At 50.6% G+C, this 21,878-nt stretch carries 17 protein-coding genes; 7 read left to right on the forward strand and 10 right to left on the reverse strand.

Annotation, left to right across the window (positions count from 1 at the left end):
• Positions 1-1,243 (forward strand): FAD-dependent oxidoreductase (locus KK083_RS31190; protein ID WP_254170081.1); only part of this gene is annotated, 1,243 nt, incomplete at its 5' end.
• Positions 1,244-1,259: 16 nt separating this feature from the next.
• Here the strand turns inward: KK083_RS31190 and KK083_RS31195 are convergent.
• The gene (locus tag KK083_RS31195) at positions 1,260-2,618 is read right to left on the reverse strand and encodes an MltF family protein (protein ID WP_254170082.1); all 1,359 of its coding nucleotides are present in this window, start codon (positions 2,616-2,618) and stop codon (positions 1,260-1,262) included.
• 303 nt (positions 2,619-2,921) lie between these two features.
• The gene (locus tag KK083_RS31200; RefSeq protein WP_254170083.1) at positions 2,922-5,654 is read right to left on the reverse strand and encodes a TonB-dependent receptor; all 2,733 of its coding nucleotides are present in this window, start codon (positions 5,652-5,654) and stop codon (positions 2,922-2,924) included.
• A gap of 208 nt (positions 5,655-5,862) precedes the next feature.
• On the opposite strand from KK083_RS31200, the gene KK083_RS31205 reads away from it, so the two are divergent.
• Entirely contained in the window at positions 5,863-8,424 is a 2,562-nt protein-coding gene (locus KK083_RS31205; protein ID WP_254170084.1) for a M14 metallopeptidase family protein, read from the forward strand.
• A gap of 92 nt (positions 8,425-8,516) precedes the next feature.
• Here KK083_RS31205 and hemB read toward each other — a convergent pair whose 3' ends face one another.
• Positions 8,517-9,494 (reverse strand): porphobilinogen synthase, encoded by a 978-nt coding sequence (hemB, locus tag KK083_RS31210; protein WP_438834737.1) that lies wholly within the window; start codon positions 9,492-9,494, stop codon positions 8,517-8,519.
• Positions 9,495-9,599: 105 nt separating this feature from the next.
• Positions 9,600-10,442 (reverse strand): DUF3667 domain-containing protein, encoded by an 843-nt coding sequence (locus KK083_RS31215; RefSeq protein WP_254170085.1) that lies wholly within the window; start codon positions 10,440-10,442, stop codon positions 9,600-9,602.
• Positions 10,443-10,510: 68 nt separating this feature from the next.
• Here KK083_RS31215 and KK083_RS31220 point away from each other — a divergent pair, with 68 nt between their 5' ends.
• Positions 10,511-10,846, forward strand: a complete 336-nt coding sequence (locus KK083_RS31220) for a cupin domain-containing protein (RefSeq protein ID WP_254170086.1) — start codon at positions 10,511-10,513, stop codon at positions 10,844-10,846.
• A 19-nt stretch (positions 10,847-10,865) separates the two neighbouring features.
• Positions 10,866-11,999, forward strand: a complete 1,134-nt coding sequence (locus tag KK083_RS31225; RefSeq protein WP_254170087.1) for a serine hydrolase domain-containing protein — start codon at positions 10,866-10,868, stop codon at positions 11,997-11,999.
• On the opposite strand, the gene KK083_RS31230 is transcribed toward KK083_RS31225, so the two are convergent.
• The 3 genes from KK083_RS31230 to KK083_RS31240 are packed head-to-tail and all read right to left on the reverse strand — an operon-like array spanning position 11,993 to position 14,916.
• On the reverse strand, positions 11,993-12,808 hold the full coding sequence (locus tag KK083_RS31230; RefSeq protein WP_254170088.1) for a Rossmann-like and DUF2520 domain-containing protein: 816 nt from the start codon (positions 12,806-12,808) through the stop codon (positions 11,993-11,995). The genes KK083_RS31225 and KK083_RS31230 overlap by 7 nt on opposite strands.
• Positions 12,809-12,865: 57 nt before the next feature.
• Entirely contained in the window at positions 12,866-14,209 is a 1,344-nt protein-coding gene (locus tag KK083_RS32715; protein WP_254170089.1) for a sensor histidine kinase, read from the reverse strand.
• Positions 14,206-14,916 carry a response regulator transcription factor gene (locus KK083_RS31240; protein WP_254170090.1) on the reverse strand — a complete coding sequence of 237 codons (711 nt, stop codon included), beginning with the start codon at positions 14,914-14,916 and terminating at the stop codon, positions 14,206-14,208. The genes KK083_RS32715 and KK083_RS31240 overlap by 4 nt, the downstream gene beginning before the upstream one ends.
• Positions 14,917-15,061: 145 nt before the next feature.
• Here KK083_RS31240 and KK083_RS31245 point away from each other — a divergent pair, with 145 nt between their 5' ends.
• The 3 genes from KK083_RS31245 (at position 15,062) to KK083_RS31255 (ending at position 18,699) form a co-directional block, all read left to right on the forward strand.
• Positions 15,062-15,373 (forward strand): hypothetical protein, encoded by a 312-nt coding sequence (locus KK083_RS31245; protein ID WP_254170091.1) that lies wholly within the window; start codon positions 15,062-15,064, stop codon positions 15,371-15,373.
• A 458-nt stretch (positions 15,374-15,831) separates the two neighbouring features.
• Complete coding sequence (locus KK083_RS31250; protein ID WP_254170092.1) at positions 15,832-17,322, forward strand: M14 family zinc carboxypeptidase; 1,491 nt, start codon at positions 15,832-15,834, stop codon at positions 17,320-17,322.
• A 234-nt stretch (positions 17,323-17,556) separates the two neighbouring features.
• A complete protein-coding gene (locus KK083_RS31255) occupies positions 17,557-18,699 on the forward strand; it encodes an MFS transporter (protein ID WP_254170093.1) in 1,143 nt (380 codons plus the stop codon).
• Between the two features lie 199 nt (positions 18,700-18,898).
• Here KK083_RS31255 and yiaA read toward each other — a convergent pair whose 3' ends face one another.
• From yiaA to KK083_RS31270, 3 genes are all read right to left on the reverse strand, one after another.
• Positions 18,899-19,303, reverse strand: a complete 405-nt coding sequence (yiaA, locus tag KK083_RS31260) for an inner membrane protein YiaA (protein ID WP_254170094.1) — start codon at positions 19,301-19,303, stop codon at positions 18,899-18,901.
• Positions 19,304-19,558: 255 nt separating this feature from the next.
• A complete protein-coding gene (locus tag KK083_RS31265; protein ID WP_254170095.1) occupies positions 19,559-20,605 on the reverse strand; it encodes a hypothetical protein in 1,047 nt (348 codons plus the stop codon).
• The coding region (locus KK083_RS31270) for an FAD-dependent oxidoreductase (RefSeq protein ID WP_254170096.1) at positions 20,595-21,878 on the reverse strand (1,284 nt) is incomplete at its 5' end. The genes KK083_RS31265 and KK083_RS31270, both read right to left, overlap by 11 nt.

The raw sequence follows: 21,878 nt of genomic DNA on the forward strand, positions 1-21,878 counted from the left end.
TTCCATCAACCTTGCGCTGAGCACCCGTGGCATCAGGGCGCTGGAAGAAGTTGGTCTTGCAGACGAGCTCAGGAAAGTTGCCATCCCCATGCATGGCAGAATGATGCATGACATTCAGGGCAAGCTCACCTTTCAGCCTTACGGGAAAGAGGGACAATTCATCAACTCCATTTCGCGCAGCGGCCTGAACATTGTGCTCATGAACGAAGCGGAAAAACAAGGTGTCACGTTCCTTTTCGAACAACGCTGCACCGGCGTAAACCTGGATGAGACCAGTCTGACCATCAGCAGTGGCCAGCAAAACCACACACACGCTTTCGACTTCATCGCAGGAGCCGACGGCGCGTTCTCTGCTGTGCGCTGGGCTATGCAGATCACCGACAGGTTCAATTTTTCGCAACACTATATCGACCACGGTTACAAAGAGCTGCACATTCCCGCCGGCAAACAGGGCGCATTCCAGATCGAAAAAAATGCGCTTCACATCTGGCCGCGTGAAAGTTATATGATGATCGCGCTTCCCAATCCCGATGGAAGTTTCACCTGCACACTCTTCTTCCCTTTCGAAGGCAACCCTTCGTTCGCATCACTGAAAGAGAAAAAAGACATCGAAGCTTTTTTTCAAAAAGTATTTCCGGATGCCGTGAGTCTAATCCCAGACCTGGCTGGCAATTTTCACACGAACCCCACCGGCTCGCTGGTCACCGTGAAGTGCTACCCATGGGTGAAAAATAAAACATTGCTGATCGGCGATGCGGCCCATGGCATTGTTCCCTTCTACGGGCAGGGAATGAACGCAGGATTCGAAGACTGCAGGGTATTGAACCAGCTACTCGACAAACATAACGGTGACTGGGAAACAGCCCTTACCACATTCCAGCAGCTGCGCAAGCCCGACACAGATGCCATCGCCCAGCTCGCCTTCGATAACTTTGTGGAGATGCGTGACCTTGTTGCCGATGCCGACTTCCTGGTAAGAAAAAAGATCGAAGCAAAGCTGCACGAGCTTTACCCCGACCGTTGGATCCCACTGTATTCCATGGTCACATTTCACGACGATATCCGCTATTCGGAAGCATATGAAACAGGACAGCGGCAACGAAAGATCATGGACGAGGTAATGAAACGCGAAGGCATTGTTGAAAACTGGCAGCAGCTGAACTTCGAGGAGATAGTTAATAAAATCAGTCCACGGTCCATGGTCCACAGTCCACAGCAGCGCAGTACCAATCGTACCTCGTAAATCGTACTTCGTACCTCTAGGAGGCGATGTGGATTTTGTATTCGTCGAAGCGGTCGAGAACATCTTTCACGTAATTGACCGGCTCTTCACATTTGCAGTATCCGGCCATTACCACGGGATCGCGATAGAATGCCGGATCTGATTTTTTTGTCAGGAAATATTCCACGTTCTCGTCCCACACGTTGGGATTCTTGCCGTGTTTCTGCGCCAGCTTGCGGGCATCGGTGATGTGAGACAAACCAGCGTTATAAGAAGCGAGAATGAATTTCAGTCGTTCATCAGGATCGGCTACCCGATTCGCCCAAAACTTATCGAGGTATTTCAGATAACCTACGCCGGCTTTGATGCTTTGGCGCGGATCGTCGAGGTTGGTGGCGCCGAAACGTTTGGCAGTGCCCGGCATCAACTGCATGAGGCCTCTTGCGCCTGCCCATGATTCACCTTTCGGTAAAAAATGAGATTCCTGATACACGAGTGAAGCCAGCAAGCGCCAATCCCATCCCAGTTCGGTAGCACCTTTTTTGATGAGATCGTCAAAAGGAGACAGTTTATTTCCGCCCAGCGAAGAGTAATCGCTTTTCATTCTGATGAGCGACGTTCTCGGGCTTTTGAAATAGCGGTTGTAGATCACCATAAAAGTTGCTTCACGCTTTATCTGTGAAAGCCATGCGTTGACGGATTCAAGCAGCTTCGGAGAATTCATACGTGTAGCCCAGGCCACCTGCTGCATCACGCTCACCGGTGTGTTCACATCGAGGTTTGGATAGTACGATGCATTTACGTTGGCCATCATATGGTCGGCCACGGTGTAGGGAACGTCGCCCAGCGCCACTTTGCGGATGAGCGACTCGCTTTCCGCCGAGGTGGTATCACGACGGATAAGGATATCGCCTCCGATCTCTTCTGACAAATTTTTCAGGCGAAGCTCGAAGCTGGTAGCAGGGAGCACGTACACTTCCTTGCCTACAAGCTCCACAGGATTGCGTATAAGCCTGTCGTTGATATCGTCGATGCCCATGCGTCGCCAGTTCTCGGGCTTGCGCTGCACCAGCACCTGATAGGTGTTGAAGTGTGGTCTGCTGAAAGATACGTAGCTGGTCCTGTCTTTGGTGATGGTAAGCGGAAATGCCAGAATGTCACCTTGTCCGGTATTGAGCAGATCGATGGCGCGTTCAACCCCCGAGGTGACCTTTATTTTCAGGTCTACATTGAGCTGACTGGCCAGCAGGTTGAGTAATTCGTACTCATAGCCCATGGGCTGGCCTTTATAAATAAAATAACTGATGGAGTTATTATCTACGAGTGCGGTGATATAGCCCCGTTTCTGGATCTGTTCAAGATCAATTTGGACCGTCGGGGCGGGTGCAAATTTCATTTGCGGTGCCTTGTTGCAGGACACACAAACCGCAAAAACGATCAAAACGACCGAAAAAACACGGATTAAGGCCGACATAAGGGGTTGAAATTAGGTATTCCGGCGATAAATAAAAAAAACTGTAACAGGGCCATACGTCTTCCCATGGTTCCTATAACGCTATACTGTCAATGTTTGTGCCAACCGAGCCCCTCCCGGCCTACCCTACTGCACAGGGCAGGAGATGAAAAGTGGGAATGGGTAATAAAAAAGGCCTCTTTTGGAGGCCTTTTTTATTAGAAAAATTTTTATTTTTTTTCTTCGTTAGAAGCTGATCTTCAGGCTTGTGTTCCAGGTGCGGCCCATGCCATAATAAACCTGGTTTCTCTTAGAGCCTTTAGTGCCCACAGAGCCATTAGCAGCATCGGTAGTGTTGGCGGGATCATAGAGGATATTGGTAGTAGATTCTGAAATATAGATCTCATCCAGGATGTTATTCATATTGAATCTCCAGGTAAGGTTCGTACCACCCAATTTGAAGCGATAAGAAACACCGCCATCGACCAGGCTATACGACGGCAGCTGCCATGCCTGATTCGCTCCTTCACCAGGTGCCGGTGCATTGTCGAATGCGCCACCGCTGGCAACGTTGAATGCTGCGTATAATTTATCGGCATAATAATAAGAAGCATATACACTCAGGTTTCTGAGGATGTCGTATTCTGCGCCGAGGCTGATCGTTGTTTGGGCTGCATCGCCCACTTTTGCATCCTTGGCGTAGATCATTTTAGTATCGATGTAGTTGTTGTCTGCATCATAACGATTGCCGGAGAAATCATCGGTATAGCGCCAGTTGCCGAACGAGGCCGAACCTGTGATGCTCAGCGGCGTAATGGGGCTGTAACGGAAGTCGATCTCCAAACCACGGTGCAGCTGCGCAACATCGGTGAACAAGGCGCTACCGGTTCCATTGGCGTCAGTATAGGTTCTGGAGAATTGCCTGTTACCCCATACAGTGTTGTACACGTTGACATTGGCATTGAAGCGCGTGCTGCGGAAACCGTATCCTGCTTCGATCGAGGTGATGTCCTGATTTTCAACAGTAGGGCTGACAACGTTCGTGTTATTAACAAAAACGGCGTTGAACAGGGGCTGTTGTGAGAAATAACCACCATTCACAAATACGTTGTGGTAAGCATTGATGTTGTAGTTAGCACCGATCTTCACTGTGCCGCCAGCGAAATTCTGCCATTCGGTTTCCTGCGGAGGATTGGTGGCGTCAGGGGTGTACAGAAAGTAGTCAACACGTTTGAATCCCTGGTTGGAGTAAGATCCTGAAGCAAAAACAGAGAGGTTGTTATGAGAATATTCCAGCTGACCGAACAGACCGATCCAGTTTGAAAGACCATCATTGTTGTACGCTATCTCGTTGCCATCAGCGCGGCCTTCGCTTGAAATGAAGCGATCAGGATCATTCACATTGGTCACATCGCGATAAGCAGCCAGGCCCAGCAGGTCTTCTACCCTTCTGTAGTGCAGTCCTTTGTAATAACGGGCATCGATACCACCGGAGAAAGTGAAGTCTTCATTGAAATGATGGGTGAGGTTAGAAAGGATGCCGTACCAGTTATGCTCGTTCATGGATGAGCGTCTGATAATGCCGTTGGAGGCTGACTGGCCTACGTACTGACCTGCAAAAGGACCTGTAGGATAGGGTGTATTCTGAGGGGTGAATCTTGAGCCATTGGCAACAGCACCGCCCTGGTTCCAGGTCTTGATATCATCGAAACGGATAATGCCATAAGCATCCTTGAAGTCGTTGCTAAAAACATTCGAGCCGTTGATCCTTCCGGCATCACCGGTTCCACCACCTCTTCCGTATGAAGCGTACACAGAAGTTGCCAGCTCAGTCTTGTCACTGATGGTCCAGAAGTGGTTGAGGAACACTTTGGGTTTGTGATAGAAGTTCTTCGCCATGGTGAACTCTTCGCCATCCAGGTAGCCCCACGAGCTGTTATACTTGTAGTACCTGTCGCCACCATTGAGCTTATAGTCGATGATTGTGCTGGCAAAACTTCTCTGGTGATGCCACTGCGGTGCGCCAACAGCGGTCAGCAACAAAGAGTGGTTTGCGTTGATCTTCTTGGCTACGGAAGCAAAATAGGAATATGCCTGGAACTCGGTTCCATCTACATACCCTTCACCGCGGGTATGCGTACCCTGTACTGTGAAGGCCCATCCTTTGGCGTTGAGACCTGTTGAATAGGTGGCACCGAACTTCATGTAATTGTTATTGCCATATGACAGCTGTACGTTCCCGCCTTTCTTCATTTCGGCAGCGTTGGTCACAATGTTGATCGAACCACCTACTGAAGAAACTGCGAGCTTCGAAGCACCGAGGCCACGCTGAACCTGCATGGAGTTAGTTACATCGCTCAGACCAGCCCAGTTAGACCAGTATACCCAGCCATTCTCCATGTCGTTCACAGGAATACCATTGATCATGATAGCGATGTTGCGGGTATCGAAGCCCCTGATGTTGACACGGGCATCGCCGAATCCACCACCTTGTTTGGTTACATAAACAGAAGGTGTGCTGCGGAGCACTTCGGGGAATTCCTGGTTGCCGATCTTGGCTTCGATGGTAGCGCCTTTCACCGTAGATACAGCCACGGGCGTTTTGCGGTCGATGGCCACAGAAGCGATGATGCTCACTTCATCCAGACCGATCGCCTGGCTGATCAGCTTCACGCTTCCCAATTCCGCGGTACCACCAGAGGGCACGCGTACGGCCAATTCAGTTGACGGATACCCGATATATGAAATAACTACAGTCTGGCTTCCGGATGCCACGCCATCGAGTTGAAAAACTCCGTTAACATCCGTTACAACACCTGTGGAGGTGCCTTTCAATAGCACGCTGGCCCCGACAACGGGTTCGCTGTTGCCATCGTCAATCACAGTTCCCTTGATGGAACCGGTCTGCGCAAATGCATACGTTGTGACCAGGGTCAAAAGCAGTATGCACCGTAGGGTCATCAGTAAAAGTTTCCTCATAGTTTGATTAAGTTATTGGGTTTAAATAGAGCGGCGTAAAATTATTCCTTTGCCCACATATTACCTTTACTGCACCTTTAAATCTATGAACATTTTGTTTACAATAAGTTAACAATCTTTCATGTGCCACTCATATAAAAGCGGGCTAATTGTTTGATAAAGACGGCTTTATTTTTTCAATTGGAAAACTTAAACCTGAACCTTAACCATGAAGAAATCCCTGTTACTGGTCCTTATTCTTACATCGTCATTCGTGGGTGTATTCGCCCAGGCAGACCTCACTTATTACCTGCCTGACGGTGTTTCCTACAACCCTGATATTCCAACACCCAAATCTGTTATCGGCCATGAGGTGGGCGAGTTTCACGTCACGCACGACAAACTTGTTAATTACATGTATGCAATCGATAAAGCTTCTGACCGTGTCTCCCTCGAGGTGACAGGATACACCCACGAAGCCAGGCCTTTGCTCCTGCTCACCATCACTTCCCCTAAGAACCACCAGAATATCGAATCCATCCGTACCCAGCATGTGCAGCTCACAGACCCTTCAAAATCGGGCAGCCTCAACACGCAGAATATGCCGGTGGTCTTCTACCTCGGCTGCAGCATTCATGGCAATGAGCCCAGCGGAACCAACGCAGGCCTGCTGATGGCCTACCACCTGGCCGCCGCCCAGGGACCGGATATAGAAAAAGCGCTGGAAAATACCGTGATCCTTTTCGACCCCAGCTTCAACCCCGATGGCATGCAACGTTTTGCCGCCTGGGTGAACTCACGCAAAAGCAAATCCATCGCCACCGATGCTTACGATATGGAGCATAACGAAGCGTGGCCCGGCGGAAGAACCAATCACTACTGGTTTGACCTGAACCGCGACTGGCTCGTGGCACAGCAGCCTGAATCGCAGGCCCGCATCAAAAAATTCCATCAATGGAAGCCCAACGTGCTCACCGACCATCACGAGATGGGAACCAACGCCACGTTCTTTTTCCAACCCGGCGTACCTTCACGCATGCACCCGCTCACGCCAGCCAGGAACCTGGAGCTGACAAAAAAGATCGGCGAGTTCCACGCCAAAGCCCTGGATGCGATCGGGTCTTATTACTACACACAGGAAGGTTACGATGATTTTTATTATGGCAAGGGATCTACCTTCCCTGACATTCAGGGCGCCATCGGTATTTTGTTCGAGCAGGCAAGCTCACGCGGTCACGCACAGGAAAGCACCAATGGCATTCTGCGCTTTCCCTTCGCCATCAGGAACCAGTTTACCGCAGCGCTCAGCACACTTCAGGCTGTGAATGCCCTGCGCGAAGACCTGCTCAACTATCAACGCCAGTTCTTCAAAGACGCTGCCGCGGAAGGAGCCAAAGATCCTGTGAAGGCCCTGATCTTCGGATCTTCCAAAGACAAGGCGCGGGCCTTTCACCTCGCCGAGATCGTTGCACGCCAGCAGATCGAGATCTACAAACCTGCTTCCGCGCAAACCATCGGCGGCAAAACCTTTGAACCCGAATCGAGCTATATCATTCCCATGAACCAGGCACAATACCGGCTGATCAAGGGTATGTTTGAAAAAAGAACTCAATTCACCGACAGTCTCTTCTACGACATTTCGAGCTGGACACTCACGCTGGCCACGGGTGTGGATCATGAAGAGCTGAAAACGATGCCTTCGCTGGGAGAAAGAGTAACCGAAGCCAAAATGCCGGCGGGCAAACTGATCGGCGATAAGACTGAATATGCTTATGTGTTCGAGCCCTATGCCTATTATACACCACGGGCCCTCTACCGGCTGCTGGAAAAAGGTATCCGCGTAAAAGTGGCTACCGATCCATTCTATCATCCGTCAGGCAGAAAGTTTGACCGCGGCTCGCTGCTGGTGCCGATCTCCGGACAGGAAAAATCACAGGAGATGATCGATTTTGTGATCCGCGAGATCGTTGCGCAAGACGGCATCGATGTTTACACCTTCAACACCGGGCTCGACTACAAAGGTGTGAGCCTGGGCAGCGGATCGTTCCAGTCCATCCGCAAACCCGAGATCGCCATGCTTGTAGAAGGTGGTGTAACAGCCAACGATGCGGGAGAAATGTGGCACCTGCTGGATACACGTTTCAACATGCCGGTAACGATGATCCCCCTCAACGTTTTTAACACGGCGAGCATCAACCGCTACAATACCATCATCTTCCCTCCGGGTGCTTACAATGCCATCAGCGAAAGCGCCAAAGAAAAGCTCAAAAGCTGGACGCAAGCCGGCGGCGTAGTGATCGGACTTGAAAACTCCCTGAGCTGGCTTACCACGGCCGGGCTGGGCAAATTCGACATGAAGAAAGAGGAGGAGAAGAAAGATCCTGCAAAACCAAGGGCGTATGCCGACATCGAAGAATACCAGGGCGCGCAGCAGACCGACGGCGCTATCTTTGAAAGTGTTGTTGACCTCACCCATCCGCTACTATACGGATATTACAACGGGCGCATGCCGCTCTTCAAAAGCAACAACCTGTTTATGGAGAAGGCCAAAGGCGCCTATAGCAACCCCGTGGTGTACACGTCGTCACCCCTGATCAGCGGTTACATCTCGAAGCAGAACTATGCTAAAATAAAAGATGCTTCGGCAGCGGGTGTTTCAGCGATGGGAAGAGGACGTGTGATCGGCTTTACAGAAAATCTTGCCTTCAGGGCGTTCTGGTTCGGAACCAACAGGATGCTGATGAACGCGATCTTCTACGGGCCAATGATCAACGAGGCTTCGTCGCGGTAAAAAAAATTTCCCGCAGATCACGCTGATTTTCGCAGATAATACCCTGGCATTTATCTGCGTTTATCTGCGAAATCTGCGGGAACCTGTATTTATTAACGGCTGCCCTTCGCAAACTCCTTCGCAAAATAAGTGAGGATCACATCGGCGCCGGCGCGTTTGATGCTGAGCAAGGTCTCTTTCATGACACGGTCGCCGTCGAGCCAGCCTTTCTGGGCCGCGGCTTTGATCATGGAGTATTCTCCGCTCACGTTGTAGGCGGCGATCGGCAGGGATGAATTATCTTTCAAAAGGCGGATCACGTCAAGGTATGCCAGCGCAGGTTTCACCATCAGGAAGTCCGCGCCCTCCTGTGTATCGAGCTCTGCTTCGATCAACGCTTCGCTGCGGTTGGCGGGATTCATCTGGTACGTCTTTTTATCACCGAATTTCGGAGCCGAATCGAGCGCATCGCGGAAGGGATTGTAAAAGCCGCTGGCATATTTTGCCGTATAGCTCATGATCGATACTTCCGTGAATCCATTCTCGTCAAGGATGTTGCGCAGGTAGCCCACACGTCCGTCCATCATATCAGAGGGGCCGAGAATATCGATACCCGTGGCAGCCTGTGCAAGGGCCATTTTGCCAAGGATCTCCAGCGTTTCATCGTTCAGGATCTTGCCGTCTTTCACAAAGCCGTCGTGCCCGTCTGAGCTGTAAGGATCCATCGCCACATCGGTCATGATACACGCTTCGGGAAATTGTTTTTTGATCTCACGCAGGGCGCGCAGATAAAAGAAATTCTGGTCGTAACTTTTGGTAGCTGTTTTATCCTTATGGTGATCTTCCACCGCGGGGAAAACATCAAATGCCCGGATGCCGAGCTTCAGGCATTCTTCAATTTCTTTCAGCATCAGGTCTGCCGTAAGCCTGAAGATGCCCGGCATGCTGGCCACTTCCACTTTTTTATTATTGCCATCGATCAGGAAAAGCGGGAAGATCAGGTCGTCTGTGGTAACGCGTGTTTCTTCAACCATGGCGCGAATGGCCTCACTTTTTCTGTTCCTTCTCGGTCGTCTGGTATTCAGTATCAATTTTTTCCTGAGTTTTAGATTTATAACTACTCGCCACCCCTTAACGGCGCCGCAAAAATAACAACAAACGGCGCATGCCCGTGCATAAATTTTAAGATTGAGTCATTAGAAAATAAACGACATGATCATAACACCTGACACGACAAGCACTGTAACCAAAAACATGAACAGGGCCGCCAACAGCGCTTTCACAATGGTTTTACCCCACGACTGCCGGTGCAGGTATTTAAGCGACAGTGCCATGTAAATGACAGTGATGACAATAAGCACTTTCACAAACCAGTCGCGCGAGGAAGGCAGCAGGTATAAAGGTATCAGCAGCAGCACACTCAGCACAATGTATGCAAAGGATTGCAGATGGATGGTATGCACCAGGTGATCGACATAGTAATAATTTCTCCGCGAATACAGGATGCTGAAGGCCAGCGCGTACACGGGAAGCAGGAAGAATGAAATATACTTGAGGTTGTGGGTGATGTTGTCGAAACCTTGAGCTATGTGGACGAGGTTCTGTGCCCCTGCGTTGTCATTCAGCTTGTTCATATCCACATCGGAGAGCTTTTGCTTCGTGCTGGTGCTGTCAGTTGTTGTAACCACCTCGATATTCTCATTCTTGATCTGGTGCTCGTATTTCTTGTAATACAGACTGGCCAGCAGCACCATGATGATGGTCACAAAAAAGAACAAGCGCAGTGGATGAATAAAACGCACACGTTTCCCTTCGAGATATTGTTGGGTGAGGAAACCCGGCCGTGTGAAGAGAAGCCTCAGGCTTTGAAAAAATTTGGAATCGTAGTGAAGGTAGTCGGCTATGAAGTGACCTACCATATGAAAGAAACTATCCCGGATCTCTACGTTCTCTTGCCCGCACTCGGGACAATACTTGTGGTCTACTGTGGCGCCGCAGTTCAGGCAATTGGTCTCTTCGCGGTATTTTTTGTGGCTCATCGTTGAAGGGGGTTCGGTTACAAAGGTAGTGTATCACGGAAACCAAAAAAATTAATAATATTAGGGTTATGAAAATCGCGCTGGCCGATCTCCTTAAGAAGTTACCCCTTCCCGCTACGGCTAAGTGGCCCGAAGGCGTATGGGACCTGGAGGGATTCAGACACGGAAGCATGTCGCTGATCGTGTTTGCACCCCACGGAAAGGACTACCAGACCGTGCACGACCAGGATGAGCTTTATTTTGTAATGAAGGGATCGGGAACCCTGGTCAGGGAAGGAAGGCGCTACACCTTTGAAACCGGCGACGCGTTGTTTGTTGCGGCGGGCGAGGATCATCATTTTGAAGATTTTTCGGAAGACCTCACGCTGTGGGCCGTTTTCTGGGGGCCCAAAGGCGGAGAATAACAGGTTACAACTCATCGATATGCCAATTCAACAACCATCCCGCCGGGCCATTCAGATGCTGACCGGCGCTACCCTGCTGCTCGTATTGATCACGTGCTCGCCAAAAGAACAGGCCGGCAAAAAAATTGAAGATCTCGATGCCTGGTTCAGCTCACAGATGCCCGCAGACGAACCCGGTGGCGCCATCCTGATACTGAAAAAAGACAGCGTGATCTTTGCCAAAGGTTATGGCATCGCCGACACCGGCACCAAAGAACCCATCACCACAAAAACACTGTTCAACCTCGGATCGATCTCCAAAACCTTCGTAGCCAACGCCATCCTCCTGCTGCAGGAGCAACACAAGCTATCGGTTGAAGACAGCCTCATCCAGTATTTCCCCGATTTCAAAGACAAGTCTATCGCCGGAAAGGTAAAGATCAAACACCTGCTCACGCACACTTCAGGTCTGCCCGATAACCGGCAGGTGAGCAAAGACACTGTGTTTTATCTCACAGCCAAAGATGCCGAGAACTGGTATCCCGTAACGCAGACATCGCAATTCGTTTTTGAACCCGGCTCACGGTTCCAGTATTCCAACCCGGCTTTCAATGCGCTGGCCCTCATCGTTGAGAAGGTAAGCGGTATGAAATGGCAGGCCTTCATCGAGCAGAACATCATGAGACCTTCGGGCATGGCTACGAGCACCATCACTGACGGTCCTCATCCCGAAAGTGGGGTATCGCACGGTTATGTGAGAAATCACAATCAGTGGGCGGAAGACGATTATGGCGAAGAACCTACTTTCCCCGCATCAGGCAACGGCGGTGTATGGAGCTCTGTTGAAGAGCTGGCGCAATACGAGCAGGCGCTGCGGAAGGCAACTTTCCTGAGCAGCGCCACCATTGCTGATGCGCGCACTGTTAAAACTTTTGATAACTGGTCTTCAGCCGAGAAGCCCGGCATAGGCTGGTCATGGTTCATCGGACAGACCACAGACAGCCTTGAGACTGTGGGCCATACCGGAAGCCAGGGTGGTTTTCTTTGTAATTACGTGACCATCCCTGAAAAGGAAATTTTCTTTGTGATCCTTTGCAACACACCGCGCGATGTTACCGGGTATACCGACAAGATCACGGGGTGGCTGAGGGAAAACAAATGGTTTGATCAGTGATCTTCGTGGTATTTGTCCACGATATGCTGGCTGATGGCTTTATAGATCTCCGACACTGAGTCATCATCGGCAAGAAACTCCATGTGCTTATCCAGGATCTCGAGGTCGCCGCGGCTGGCTGGCCCGGTCTGCGCATTTTCGGGGCCGATGGAAAGGCTTTTGTTGATGGTTTCTGCGATGAGTGGCTTCAATAGCTCGAGTTTCAGGCCGTGCTTCTCCAGGATCTCCTGTGATATGGTGAGCATGTGATTGGTGAAGTTAGAGGCAAACACGGCGGCAACATGCAATGCCTTGCGATGTTGCGACGTGCTCCTGTATACTTTTTTACTGATAGCCTTGGCCATGGCCATCAGCATTCTTTCCGTCTCGGTATTTTCGCTTTCAACGAAAAAAGGAACTTCTTTAAAATCGATCTTTTTGCCTTTGCTGAATGTCTGCAAAGGATACAACACACCCGTGTTCAGGGTGGCTGCATAACCAAGCACACTCAGCGGCTGGCTGCCGGAAGTATGTACAAGAATGGCATTGGCCGGCAAAACGATCTGGTGCGCTACCTCTGGAATGGCATCATCCGCCACCGCGATGATAAAGATGCGTGAAGAGCTGTCTGAAAAATCGAGCGAGGTTTTCACCTCTGCCTGGTAAAGCCTGTCTGCCAGTGCCGCTGCATTCTTCTTGTGCAGGCTGAACACCTCCCTTACGGCAAAGTCTGTATTGTCAAAGGCGGGAGCCAGGTGCCAGGCAAGGTTGCCCGATCCGATAAAAGTTACATTCATTCCTTTGTCGCCAAATTTTTTCAATAAATCCATGCTCAATATAAGAAAAGTAGTCAGACCATGGTGCGGGGTCTGCGCATTGGCAACGCATCACGGTTCAGGTGTTGCCAGGGGTAAGGTGATGGTGCAGGTGGTTCCCTTACCTTCTATGGCGGTGATGTTGAGATGACCTGAATGTACTTTCACGATGCGGTCGGCCAGGGATAATCCGAGGCCTGCACCCGGAACCACACCCGCGTTGGAGGCCCTGAAGAGTGGAGAGCGGATCCTGCCCAGCTCGGCCGCGGGAATACCGATGCCGGAGTCCTGTACAGCCAGCATGAGCTCGTGCGCCTGCGTGTTGATGTGTACGATGATCTTGCCGTCAGAATATTTCACGGCATTGTCGAGAATGTTGAGTATGGCGATCTGCAGCAGCTGCACATTTCCCCTGATCGTGGTGCTGGCGGGCTTTCCCTCCCTCACCACCTCGCGGTCAGGGTGGTGCAGCCTGAACGTGGTCAGGGTCTGATCGAGCAAACTGCAGATGTTCACTTCGTCGAGCTCGGGTTTGAAAGCACCCTCCTCCATCCTGGCCAGGGTAAGCAACCCCTGCGTTATACGCTCCAGCCGTTCCGTTTCCTGGGCGATCACTTTCAACGTGCGCTCATATTCTTCCACAGGCCGGCTTTTTGCCAGGGCAAGCTCTGTTTCGGCCATGATGGCTGTTAGTGGAGTCTTCAGCTCATGCGATGCGTTCTGAACAAAACGCTTCTGGGCCACAAAAGCACTTTCGATGCGGTTGAGCAGTGCATTGAAGGTGATCACAAGCTCGTCGATCTCATCGAGCTTGCCGGGGTCCTTGTTCACCCTGAGCCGGTAGCCCAGGTTGTCTTTGGTGATCTGGTTCACTTCCTTCACCACGTGATTCACAGGCTGCATGGCGTTACCGGAGAAATACAATCCCGCGAGATAAGAAAGCACCAGGCTCACCAGCCATCCCAGCGCTACGGATTTGATCAGAATGTCGAGCTCGTGCTGGCCTGGCAGGTCCTTATCGGAGACAAACACCAGGTAGCGCTCGCCGTTGATGTCATAACGTCTTCCTACGGTTGTGTATTCGCCACGCTCGGCATTGAACACGGCATATTCTTTCAGGTGAAGGATCCAGGGCTGCGGAATCTGGTAATCGCCCTGCGCGTGCAGCAATGTTCCGTCTTCGGAATAAATGGCGGTAACAGGATTCACCAGCAGGAATGACTCCGGGGGCAGCACCTCGCGCACGTGGGGTGTGGCATAATGCAGCGCCTCGAGGCTCGATTGCCGCGTCAGGCGTTCAACAAAATCGGCGTGAACAAAACCCCGCGTGAGCACATAGATGAGAATAAGAATGGCACCGGTAAGCAACGCACTTACCAGCGTGAAGCGAAGGGCCAAACGTTGTCTGATCTTCACGATTCAGGGAGTTTTAAAACATAACCAAAACCTGTGATGGTCTGGATGAGCTTGACGTTAAAAGGCTTGTCGATCTTGTTTCGCAGGTAACTGATGTACACATCGATGAAGTTTGTACCTGTTTCAAAATCGAGGCCCCAGACGGCTTCCGCGATCTCGAGCCGTGACCTCACCTTGCCTGTATTGCGGGCGAGGTATTCCAGCAACGCGTATTCTTTTGCCGTGAGCTGTATGGTTTTGCCTCCGCGTTTCACTTCGCGCGCATCAAAATCGATCTGAAGGTCTGCAAGCCTGAAGATGTCGGAGGCATTCTTGTTCACTTCGCGGGCAGCCAGGTCAAAGATGATCTTCTTACGTTTGGTCAGCGCCTTGACACGGGCATACAGCTCGTTGAAGCGAAAAGGTTTCGGAAGATAATCATCGGCACCGGCCTCAAAACCGGCAACGATATCATCGCTCATGCTCAACGCCGTCAGCATCAGCACAGGTGTGATCTCGTCGGTCTCGCGAAGACGCTTGCACAGCTCAAGGCCATTCATGCCCGGCAGGTTGATATCCAGCAGCACAAGATCATAAGGCTCCGCAGTGGCCATGCGCAGTCCTGCCTGACCGTCAAAGGCAAGCTCAACCTCATACCCGGCTTCCGACAGTCCCCGCTTGAGGACCTCGGCAACCTTTTGCTCATCTTCTACCACCAGTATTTTCATAGGATCGCAAATTGACCAGTTTTTTTTTACATCCTGAATGTAAACATTACCTCTAATCTTTTTCTAACCCCATTATAAGCATATCCTAATAACGAGCAGTTTTCTTGCGACGTTTTTAAAGACAAAAGCAATGATCTGCAAACTTATGAAAAAGCTAGTATTAGGTTTATGTGTTATGACGGGTGTGAGTATAGTTTCTTTCGGCCAGCAGGCAAATGATCGTCCATATCCCGCTCTCTCCAAAGATGTGCAGCGGCTGCAGATAAAAGACGAGTGGTACAAGCCGGCGCAGATCACCACCGGCGATGTGGCAGCGGTGAGCAGCAAAGGCGTTCACCGCATCAGCAAAAAAGATGAACCGCGAACCACTTACGTCAGAACAGGGCGTATGCCTTCATGGGTGATCTCGAAAGGTGTAGCGCGCATGCAATACGAGAAAAATAACAGAAGCAACTAACGGCCCGATGCCGTAAAAATAACAACTGTTTTCTGTCGGGTTAGGGTTTAGATAGGTTAGTACAAGGCAGAAGCAGTTTTTGATCTTTGATCTTGATGCCGGACACTTTAAATGCCAGAGGGGGAATTTTTTGTCTCGTCCGGTGTCAAGTCAAAGAGTCAAAAGTTTAAAGTTTAAGGTTTAAAGTTGCTGGTTACCGGTTGCCTGTTGCCGGTTGTGGGAGGGTAAATTTTCACGTTTTGATTTCGGCTCAAGTTGAAACGAAACAGATCAATTATCATGACAAACTTTAAACCTCAAATTTTAAACTTTCAACTAACGAAACTGGCCACCCGGCAACTGGCAACTGGTAACTATTCACCAATTGCCGATCACGGGCTACTATTTCACCACTGATCCCAAATCTGGGAAAAATTTGAACGAGCTGCTTATCTTCGCTCTTTGTAAAATACTTCTACATGAGCGCTAAAACACTTCTCTGCTTTTTTCTGAGCCTGGCATCGGTGATCTCCGTTGTGGGCCAGACCAATAGTAAGTTAACATCCATTTCCACCGCATCGGCAGTATGGGAGAGCTATGACCATTACCGCGAGCCGGTGATCGTCAATCGGTTTTTCAAGCATAGCGACATTGTGCCGCTCATGAAGAAGCACGCGGCAGCTGGCCTGTTCAGGGAAGAAGTGCTGGGAACGTCAACGCAGGGTCGATCCATTCATCACCTGACAATGGGCAACGGAAAAACAAAAGTGCTGTTGTGGTCGCAAATGCACGGCGATGAATCTACCGCCACGATGGCACTATTCGACCTGTTCAATTTCTTTGCTGCCAAAGACCAGTTCGATCCGCTTCGCAAGCTTATGCTCGACAACCTCGAGCTGCATTTTGTGCCCATGCTGAACCCTGACGGCGCCGAAGTATGGCAACGCCGCAACGCTTTAGACATCGACATCAACCGCGATGCCCGGAATCTCGCCACCCCTGAGGGACGTATCCTGACAGCCATCGGCAAAAAGCTGAAACCTGACTTCGGCTTCAACCTGCACGACCAGAGTGTGTACTATACCGCGGGATCCACGCAACATCCGGCAACGATATCGTTCCTGGCCCCTGCCTACAATTACGAAAAAGACATGAATGATGTGCGGACAAGAGCAACGCAGCTCATCCTCACCCTCAACCGAGCCTTGCAGCAAAAAGCACCCGGTAACGTAGCCAAGTATGACGACGAGCATGATCCGCGTTGCTTTGGCGACAACTTCCAGGGCTGGGGCACGTCTACCATCCTGATCGAGTCGGGTGGCTACGGTGGTGACCCTGAAAAACAATATATCCGCAAGCTGAACTTCCTCGCGCTGGTCACTGCCCTCGAAGCGATCGCCAAAAAAAGTTATGCTGTAGAAAACCTGTCCACCTACGAAGCCATCCCCGAGAACAGCCGGTTCCTGTACGACCTGGTGCTGCGCAACGTGAGCATGGAACGCGCCGGGCAAACCTATGTGAGCAACCTTGGCATCAACCGGGCCCAGATCAAAAAGGCGGATCTCCGCAGCGTATACTTCCGCGGAAGCATCGACGAGATCGGCGACATGGACCGCCAGTTCGGGTATGAAGACCGTGACGTCCGGTCGTTATCTTTTACACCCGCCAAGGTAAAGCTGATGACCAAAAAAGAATGGGAAGCACTGAAACCGGATGACGAAATAGGTTTGATCAAACAAGGGTTCCTGTTCGTAAAATGGACGGATGAAAAATCGCCGTCAGGGCTGGTGGAAAAACACCTGCTGAATCTTACGAACAACGAAGAAATCCCCACAAAAATACCGGCGCCCGGCCAGCATGCCAATTTCCTGCTGACCAAGAACGGTACACCTGTTATTGCCGTGGTGAATGGGTTTTTGGTGGATCTCGAGAAAAAAGGAACGGAGCTGGCGAATACGATCGGGTACTAGTAAAAAAGAAGCCAGGAGCCAGGAGTAAGGAGTAAGGAGGGGTAGTGTAATGTAGAAGGTCTGGCAATGGATCAAATGTGGGTTGATTCGGGTATGGAGTAAACGGAACCAGAAATAAAAAACAGCGGGAATTTCATTTATTCAACGCTAAGGGTGGATATTCGCACCGGAATGAGGTGAGTGATCGATCGGCATATTGGCACATTGATCATTTGCACATTGCCTCGTGCTGTCATGGAATTAAAAATCAAACAAAGGCTTTTTCTAAGCACTTATTTTTTCATTTCCGGCATCTGTTTTTCCACCTGGGCCTCAAGGATCCCTACCATCAAGACCACCTTTGGTTATAACGAAGCGGAGCTGGGTACCATTTTGCTGGCCATGCCCATCAGCTCGCTCGCGGGGTTGCCGGTTTCCGGATGGTTGGTATCGCGCTACGACAGTCGTGTGCCCCTGCTGGCAGCCTTCATTCTGATCTCGGTCGCGCTGTGCCTCATCGGTTTTGCCAGCAACACCTTTATGCTCGTGGCATCCATCTCGCTGTTCTCGTTCGCCCTGCGGATCCTCAACATTTCCATGAACACACAGGCCATCACGTTGCAGAAGAAATTCGACCGCACCATCAACGGATCATTTCACGGCCTCTGGAGCACTGGCGGGATCGTGGGTGTAGGCATCTCAACGCTGCTGGTGGCCATGGATGTGAGCATGGGCATACACCTGCTCTCGGTATCGGTGCTGGCACTGGTTGTCTCGCTGTTCTCATACCGCTTCCTGATGCGTGACGATCGTGCTGCTTCCGGCAACAAGCTCGTGATCGGCAAACCAGACCCATACATCGTTTACCTGGGACTGCTCGCTTTCTTTTCGGCCATTTGCGAAGGCGGCATGTTCGACTGGAGTGGCATCTATTTCAAGGAGGTGGTGAAAGTGGAGCTCTTTACACTGGGTTATCTTACGTTCATGATCTTTATGGCGCTCTCGCGATTTGCTTCCGACTGGATCGTTGAAAGAATAGGCATGGCGAAGACGTACATCCTCAGCGCGTCATTGGTCACCGTCGGCATTGCGCTTGCTACCACAATGCCTTACTTCTGGCCTTCGCTCATTGGCTTCTGCTTTGTGGGCTTCGGCACCGCTTCCATCATTCCCATGACGTTTCTATTGGCGGGTGGCTCTAAAAAATATTCAACGGGCATGGCCATTTCGCTCATTGCAACTTACAGCATTGCAGGCATGCTGGTGGGCCCGCCCATGATCGGCTACATCGCCCATGCTTTTAATCTGAGGATCTCGTTCATCGCTTTCGCCATCGCCGGCCTCATGCTGATCCCCATCTCGCAGATGTTCTTCAGACATCGGAGATCATTGAAGTAGACAGTAGGAAAAAAGTAGGCAGTAGGCAAATCCCGATCAAGATCGGGACAGTAGGCAAAGGACAAGTTACAGCCAATTCGCATAAGCTTCGTATGTATTGGTCGCCGAACGTAGCACAGTCTTGTTCTTCAACGCCCGGACGTTGCCTACTGCCTATTGTCAATTGCCTACTGGCTAATTGCCTACTGCCTACTATTTATCAGGGTTGCTGTTGTTGGCCAGCGCTCTGACTATCCCTTGTATTCTTCTGCACGGCGATGGCAGCAAACAATGCGAGCAGGAATGCAAAGGCGTAAAATCCCTTTTCGCTGGGGAGCAACGTTGCGTTCCACAGACCCACCGCTAAAAGAATAATGCACAGGATGGTGGAGAACCAGCTCAGTCCATAATAGATGTCTGTTACCGGAAGACCTTCCAGCCTGTCTCTCACACTTTTCTGAAGTGACACTACAGAAAAAAGTCCGTACATCAGCACCGTGAAATAGTAACCTTTTTCATTCAGCTGCATGTCAGACCGCCAGAGACCTACCAGGTACCCGATCATTCCCGCGCCCAGGGCAACCCATGACGCACCGACAAATGCACTTGATGGTTTTTGATTCATAGTTTATTTGGTTTTTGCTAGTAGTTCTATTAGTTCTCAACTCAGTGAGTTATTCATCATGATCATCAACCAAGATCATCAAAGATACGAAAAAGGTTTTCATGGTTACCGCGCATTCTGCATGCATAACATCGCGATGCAGCATCGTAGCACTCCCTCTTATTACAGCGCAACTTCAAACCTTAAACTTTAAACCTTAACTTTAAGCTTCCCCTAACCTGGCAACCGGAAACCGGCAACTGGCAACCTTCCCGGTCATAAACGAGACTGACTATCTTTCGAAAACCGCCAGATAAAACCGTCGAGCACGTAATGCGTTACCTGTGGAAGCACCAGCAATGCAACGATCGCCGAAAGCAGCAACGGACTTTCAAGCGATGGCAACCCTGCCAGCAATGGAAATATTTCCGGGTGATCTTTCCAGACCATGCTATCCCAAAGGTTTTCCTCCACGTAAGCCAGCAACAACAGCACACCCGCAAACACAGTCACGCCTTTCAGGTTGAATGAAAAGTTCAGTGTGGTTTTCTTTTCGCCGTGGATCCAGATCAGCGCCATGTAAGGTATGCCATGCGCTACCACGTTCAGCAGTGTAAAGATCAGATCGCCCTGAAAAGAAACGATGCCCACATACCACGATGCATAAGTACCCAGCACGATCAGGTTCTTGGGAATATTCACCATGCCCTGCCGGTAGCTGTTCCGGATCTCCTTCACACCATACAGAACAATGATCGCTGTGTAAATGAAGATCAGCACGTTGTCGTAGTTCTGCAGCCCGAGCGTGATAAAATCACCTTTTACAAACCAGGCCAGCTTATCGGTGGCATGAAGATGCCAGTACAGCAACGGATATACGGTGGCGTTGTAAATAGCCAATGCATCGATGATGCGGTTGAACTTCGAGGCAGGTTCCTTTCTCGCATACAGGCGCATGAACCCATACTGCTGCCGCACAAAGTGGTACACGGCAACGTAGGCCAGGATCCGCCAGAAAAGCATAGCATCATAATAGTGAAGCAGAAGTCCCACCGCGAACGCTGTAACCGGGATCACGATCAGCAGCCTCCTGTAAGTATTGAAGGTCTGCCGGTCCCAGTACAACCTGAACAACGTACTGTATACATGGCTCACGTCGATGCATAGTACCAGCAGCACCCACCAGAAAGTTGACACCTCGTGTGTGGTAAAATAATCCTGGAAAGCAAAAACCAACGCAACGGGTAACAGCGCCGGGGCAAGAATAAAAACAGATTCCTGCCAGGGATTGGCGAGCCAGGGTTGTCGGGTGTTATGCGTCATGTTTTAAAACCGCTCGCGCGCTTTGATGTCCGTTATAAAATGCTTCTTCAAAGATGGAGATCCCGCTAAGGTCGGCGTGTGCGAAGTGGATGCGATCGTTCAGCGGTGTTGCGGCATTTTTCCTGTTCGCGCTCCAGATGAATCCGGGCGAAGGTTTGATCATGCCATGTCCCCAAAGCCAGACGTTCATCTCCTGAATATTCTTTTCCATACCAGGATGTGGCTTTTGCAGGTCTGCAAGTATCGCAGCTTTCCAATCGTCAAAAGTGTGGGTGTAGGCCTGTTGCCGTGCTGCACGCGGGTCGCTTCCCAGCAAAGGTTTATAATACGTGATCACTTTTTCGTGCTGATAGATGCCTACCTGCTGATGCAAGGCATTGACGTATCCCAACGCTTCACTTCCATAGATCACGTTGTCCCAGCAGAGCTGCTCGCCCCGCCTTTCGTTCAGCGGGAGGTCTGTGGTAATGTTTGCCACCATCCAGGGCGCATATTCAAATGTTTGGTAATCGAGGTTGCGTTGCGTGCCGGCCAGCAGGCGCTGGTTGATGAACTGCGGCGTGGCCATGATCACGGCGTTGGCCTCGATCTTTTTTGACATGTTGCGGGTGGCATCAAAGTAAAGCACTTCCACGCCATTGCCTTTGAGATTCACACTGTAAGCGAGACTCTGCGGTTGAATGTTGGTTTGTAAGTTCTTCCGTAGCTGTTTGATCAACCAGTAGTTCCCTTCCGGCCATGTGAGCACGGAGTCTGAAGCAGCGTTCAAAGCCTTACCTTTCCGCGAAGCGAAATAATGAACCATGGCCCAGGCAGAGGTTTGTGCGACAGACGTTCCGTAATCGTCGGCACAGCAATAGTTCACATACCACCTGAGATAGGTTGACGTAAAATTGTTATCAGCCAGAAATTGTTCAGCGGTGATAGCATCCAGCGCAAGAATCTTCTCGTCGGCCGAGCTGAAACTCACAGGGATCGCAAATGCCTCGCGGCCATCGCTGCCCTTCAGTTCTTTGTAGCCATGCATCATCGCCAGGAACCGTTCTATCTCCTCGCGGTCTTTTGGCGGCACACCTTCGTGGGGAATGATGCCTTCCTGCCAATGATGGTGAATGTAGAGTCTTTCTTTCGGATCGTGACAGAGATAATATTCATTAAAAACGGGCAGGCCGTTCGTAACACCGGTGATCACGCCAGCCTCCGTCAGAAATGCCGTGAGCTCAGCGTCATTTGTTCCCGGCAGCGGAAGGTAGTGTGCGCCCCATGGAAAAGC

Source organism: Chryseosolibacter histidinae (assembly GCF_018598225.1).
In the GTDB taxonomy this organism is placed as follows: domain Bacteria; phylum Bacteroidota; class Bacteroidia; order Cytophagales; family Cyclobacteriaceae; genus Chryseosolibacter; species Chryseosolibacter histidini.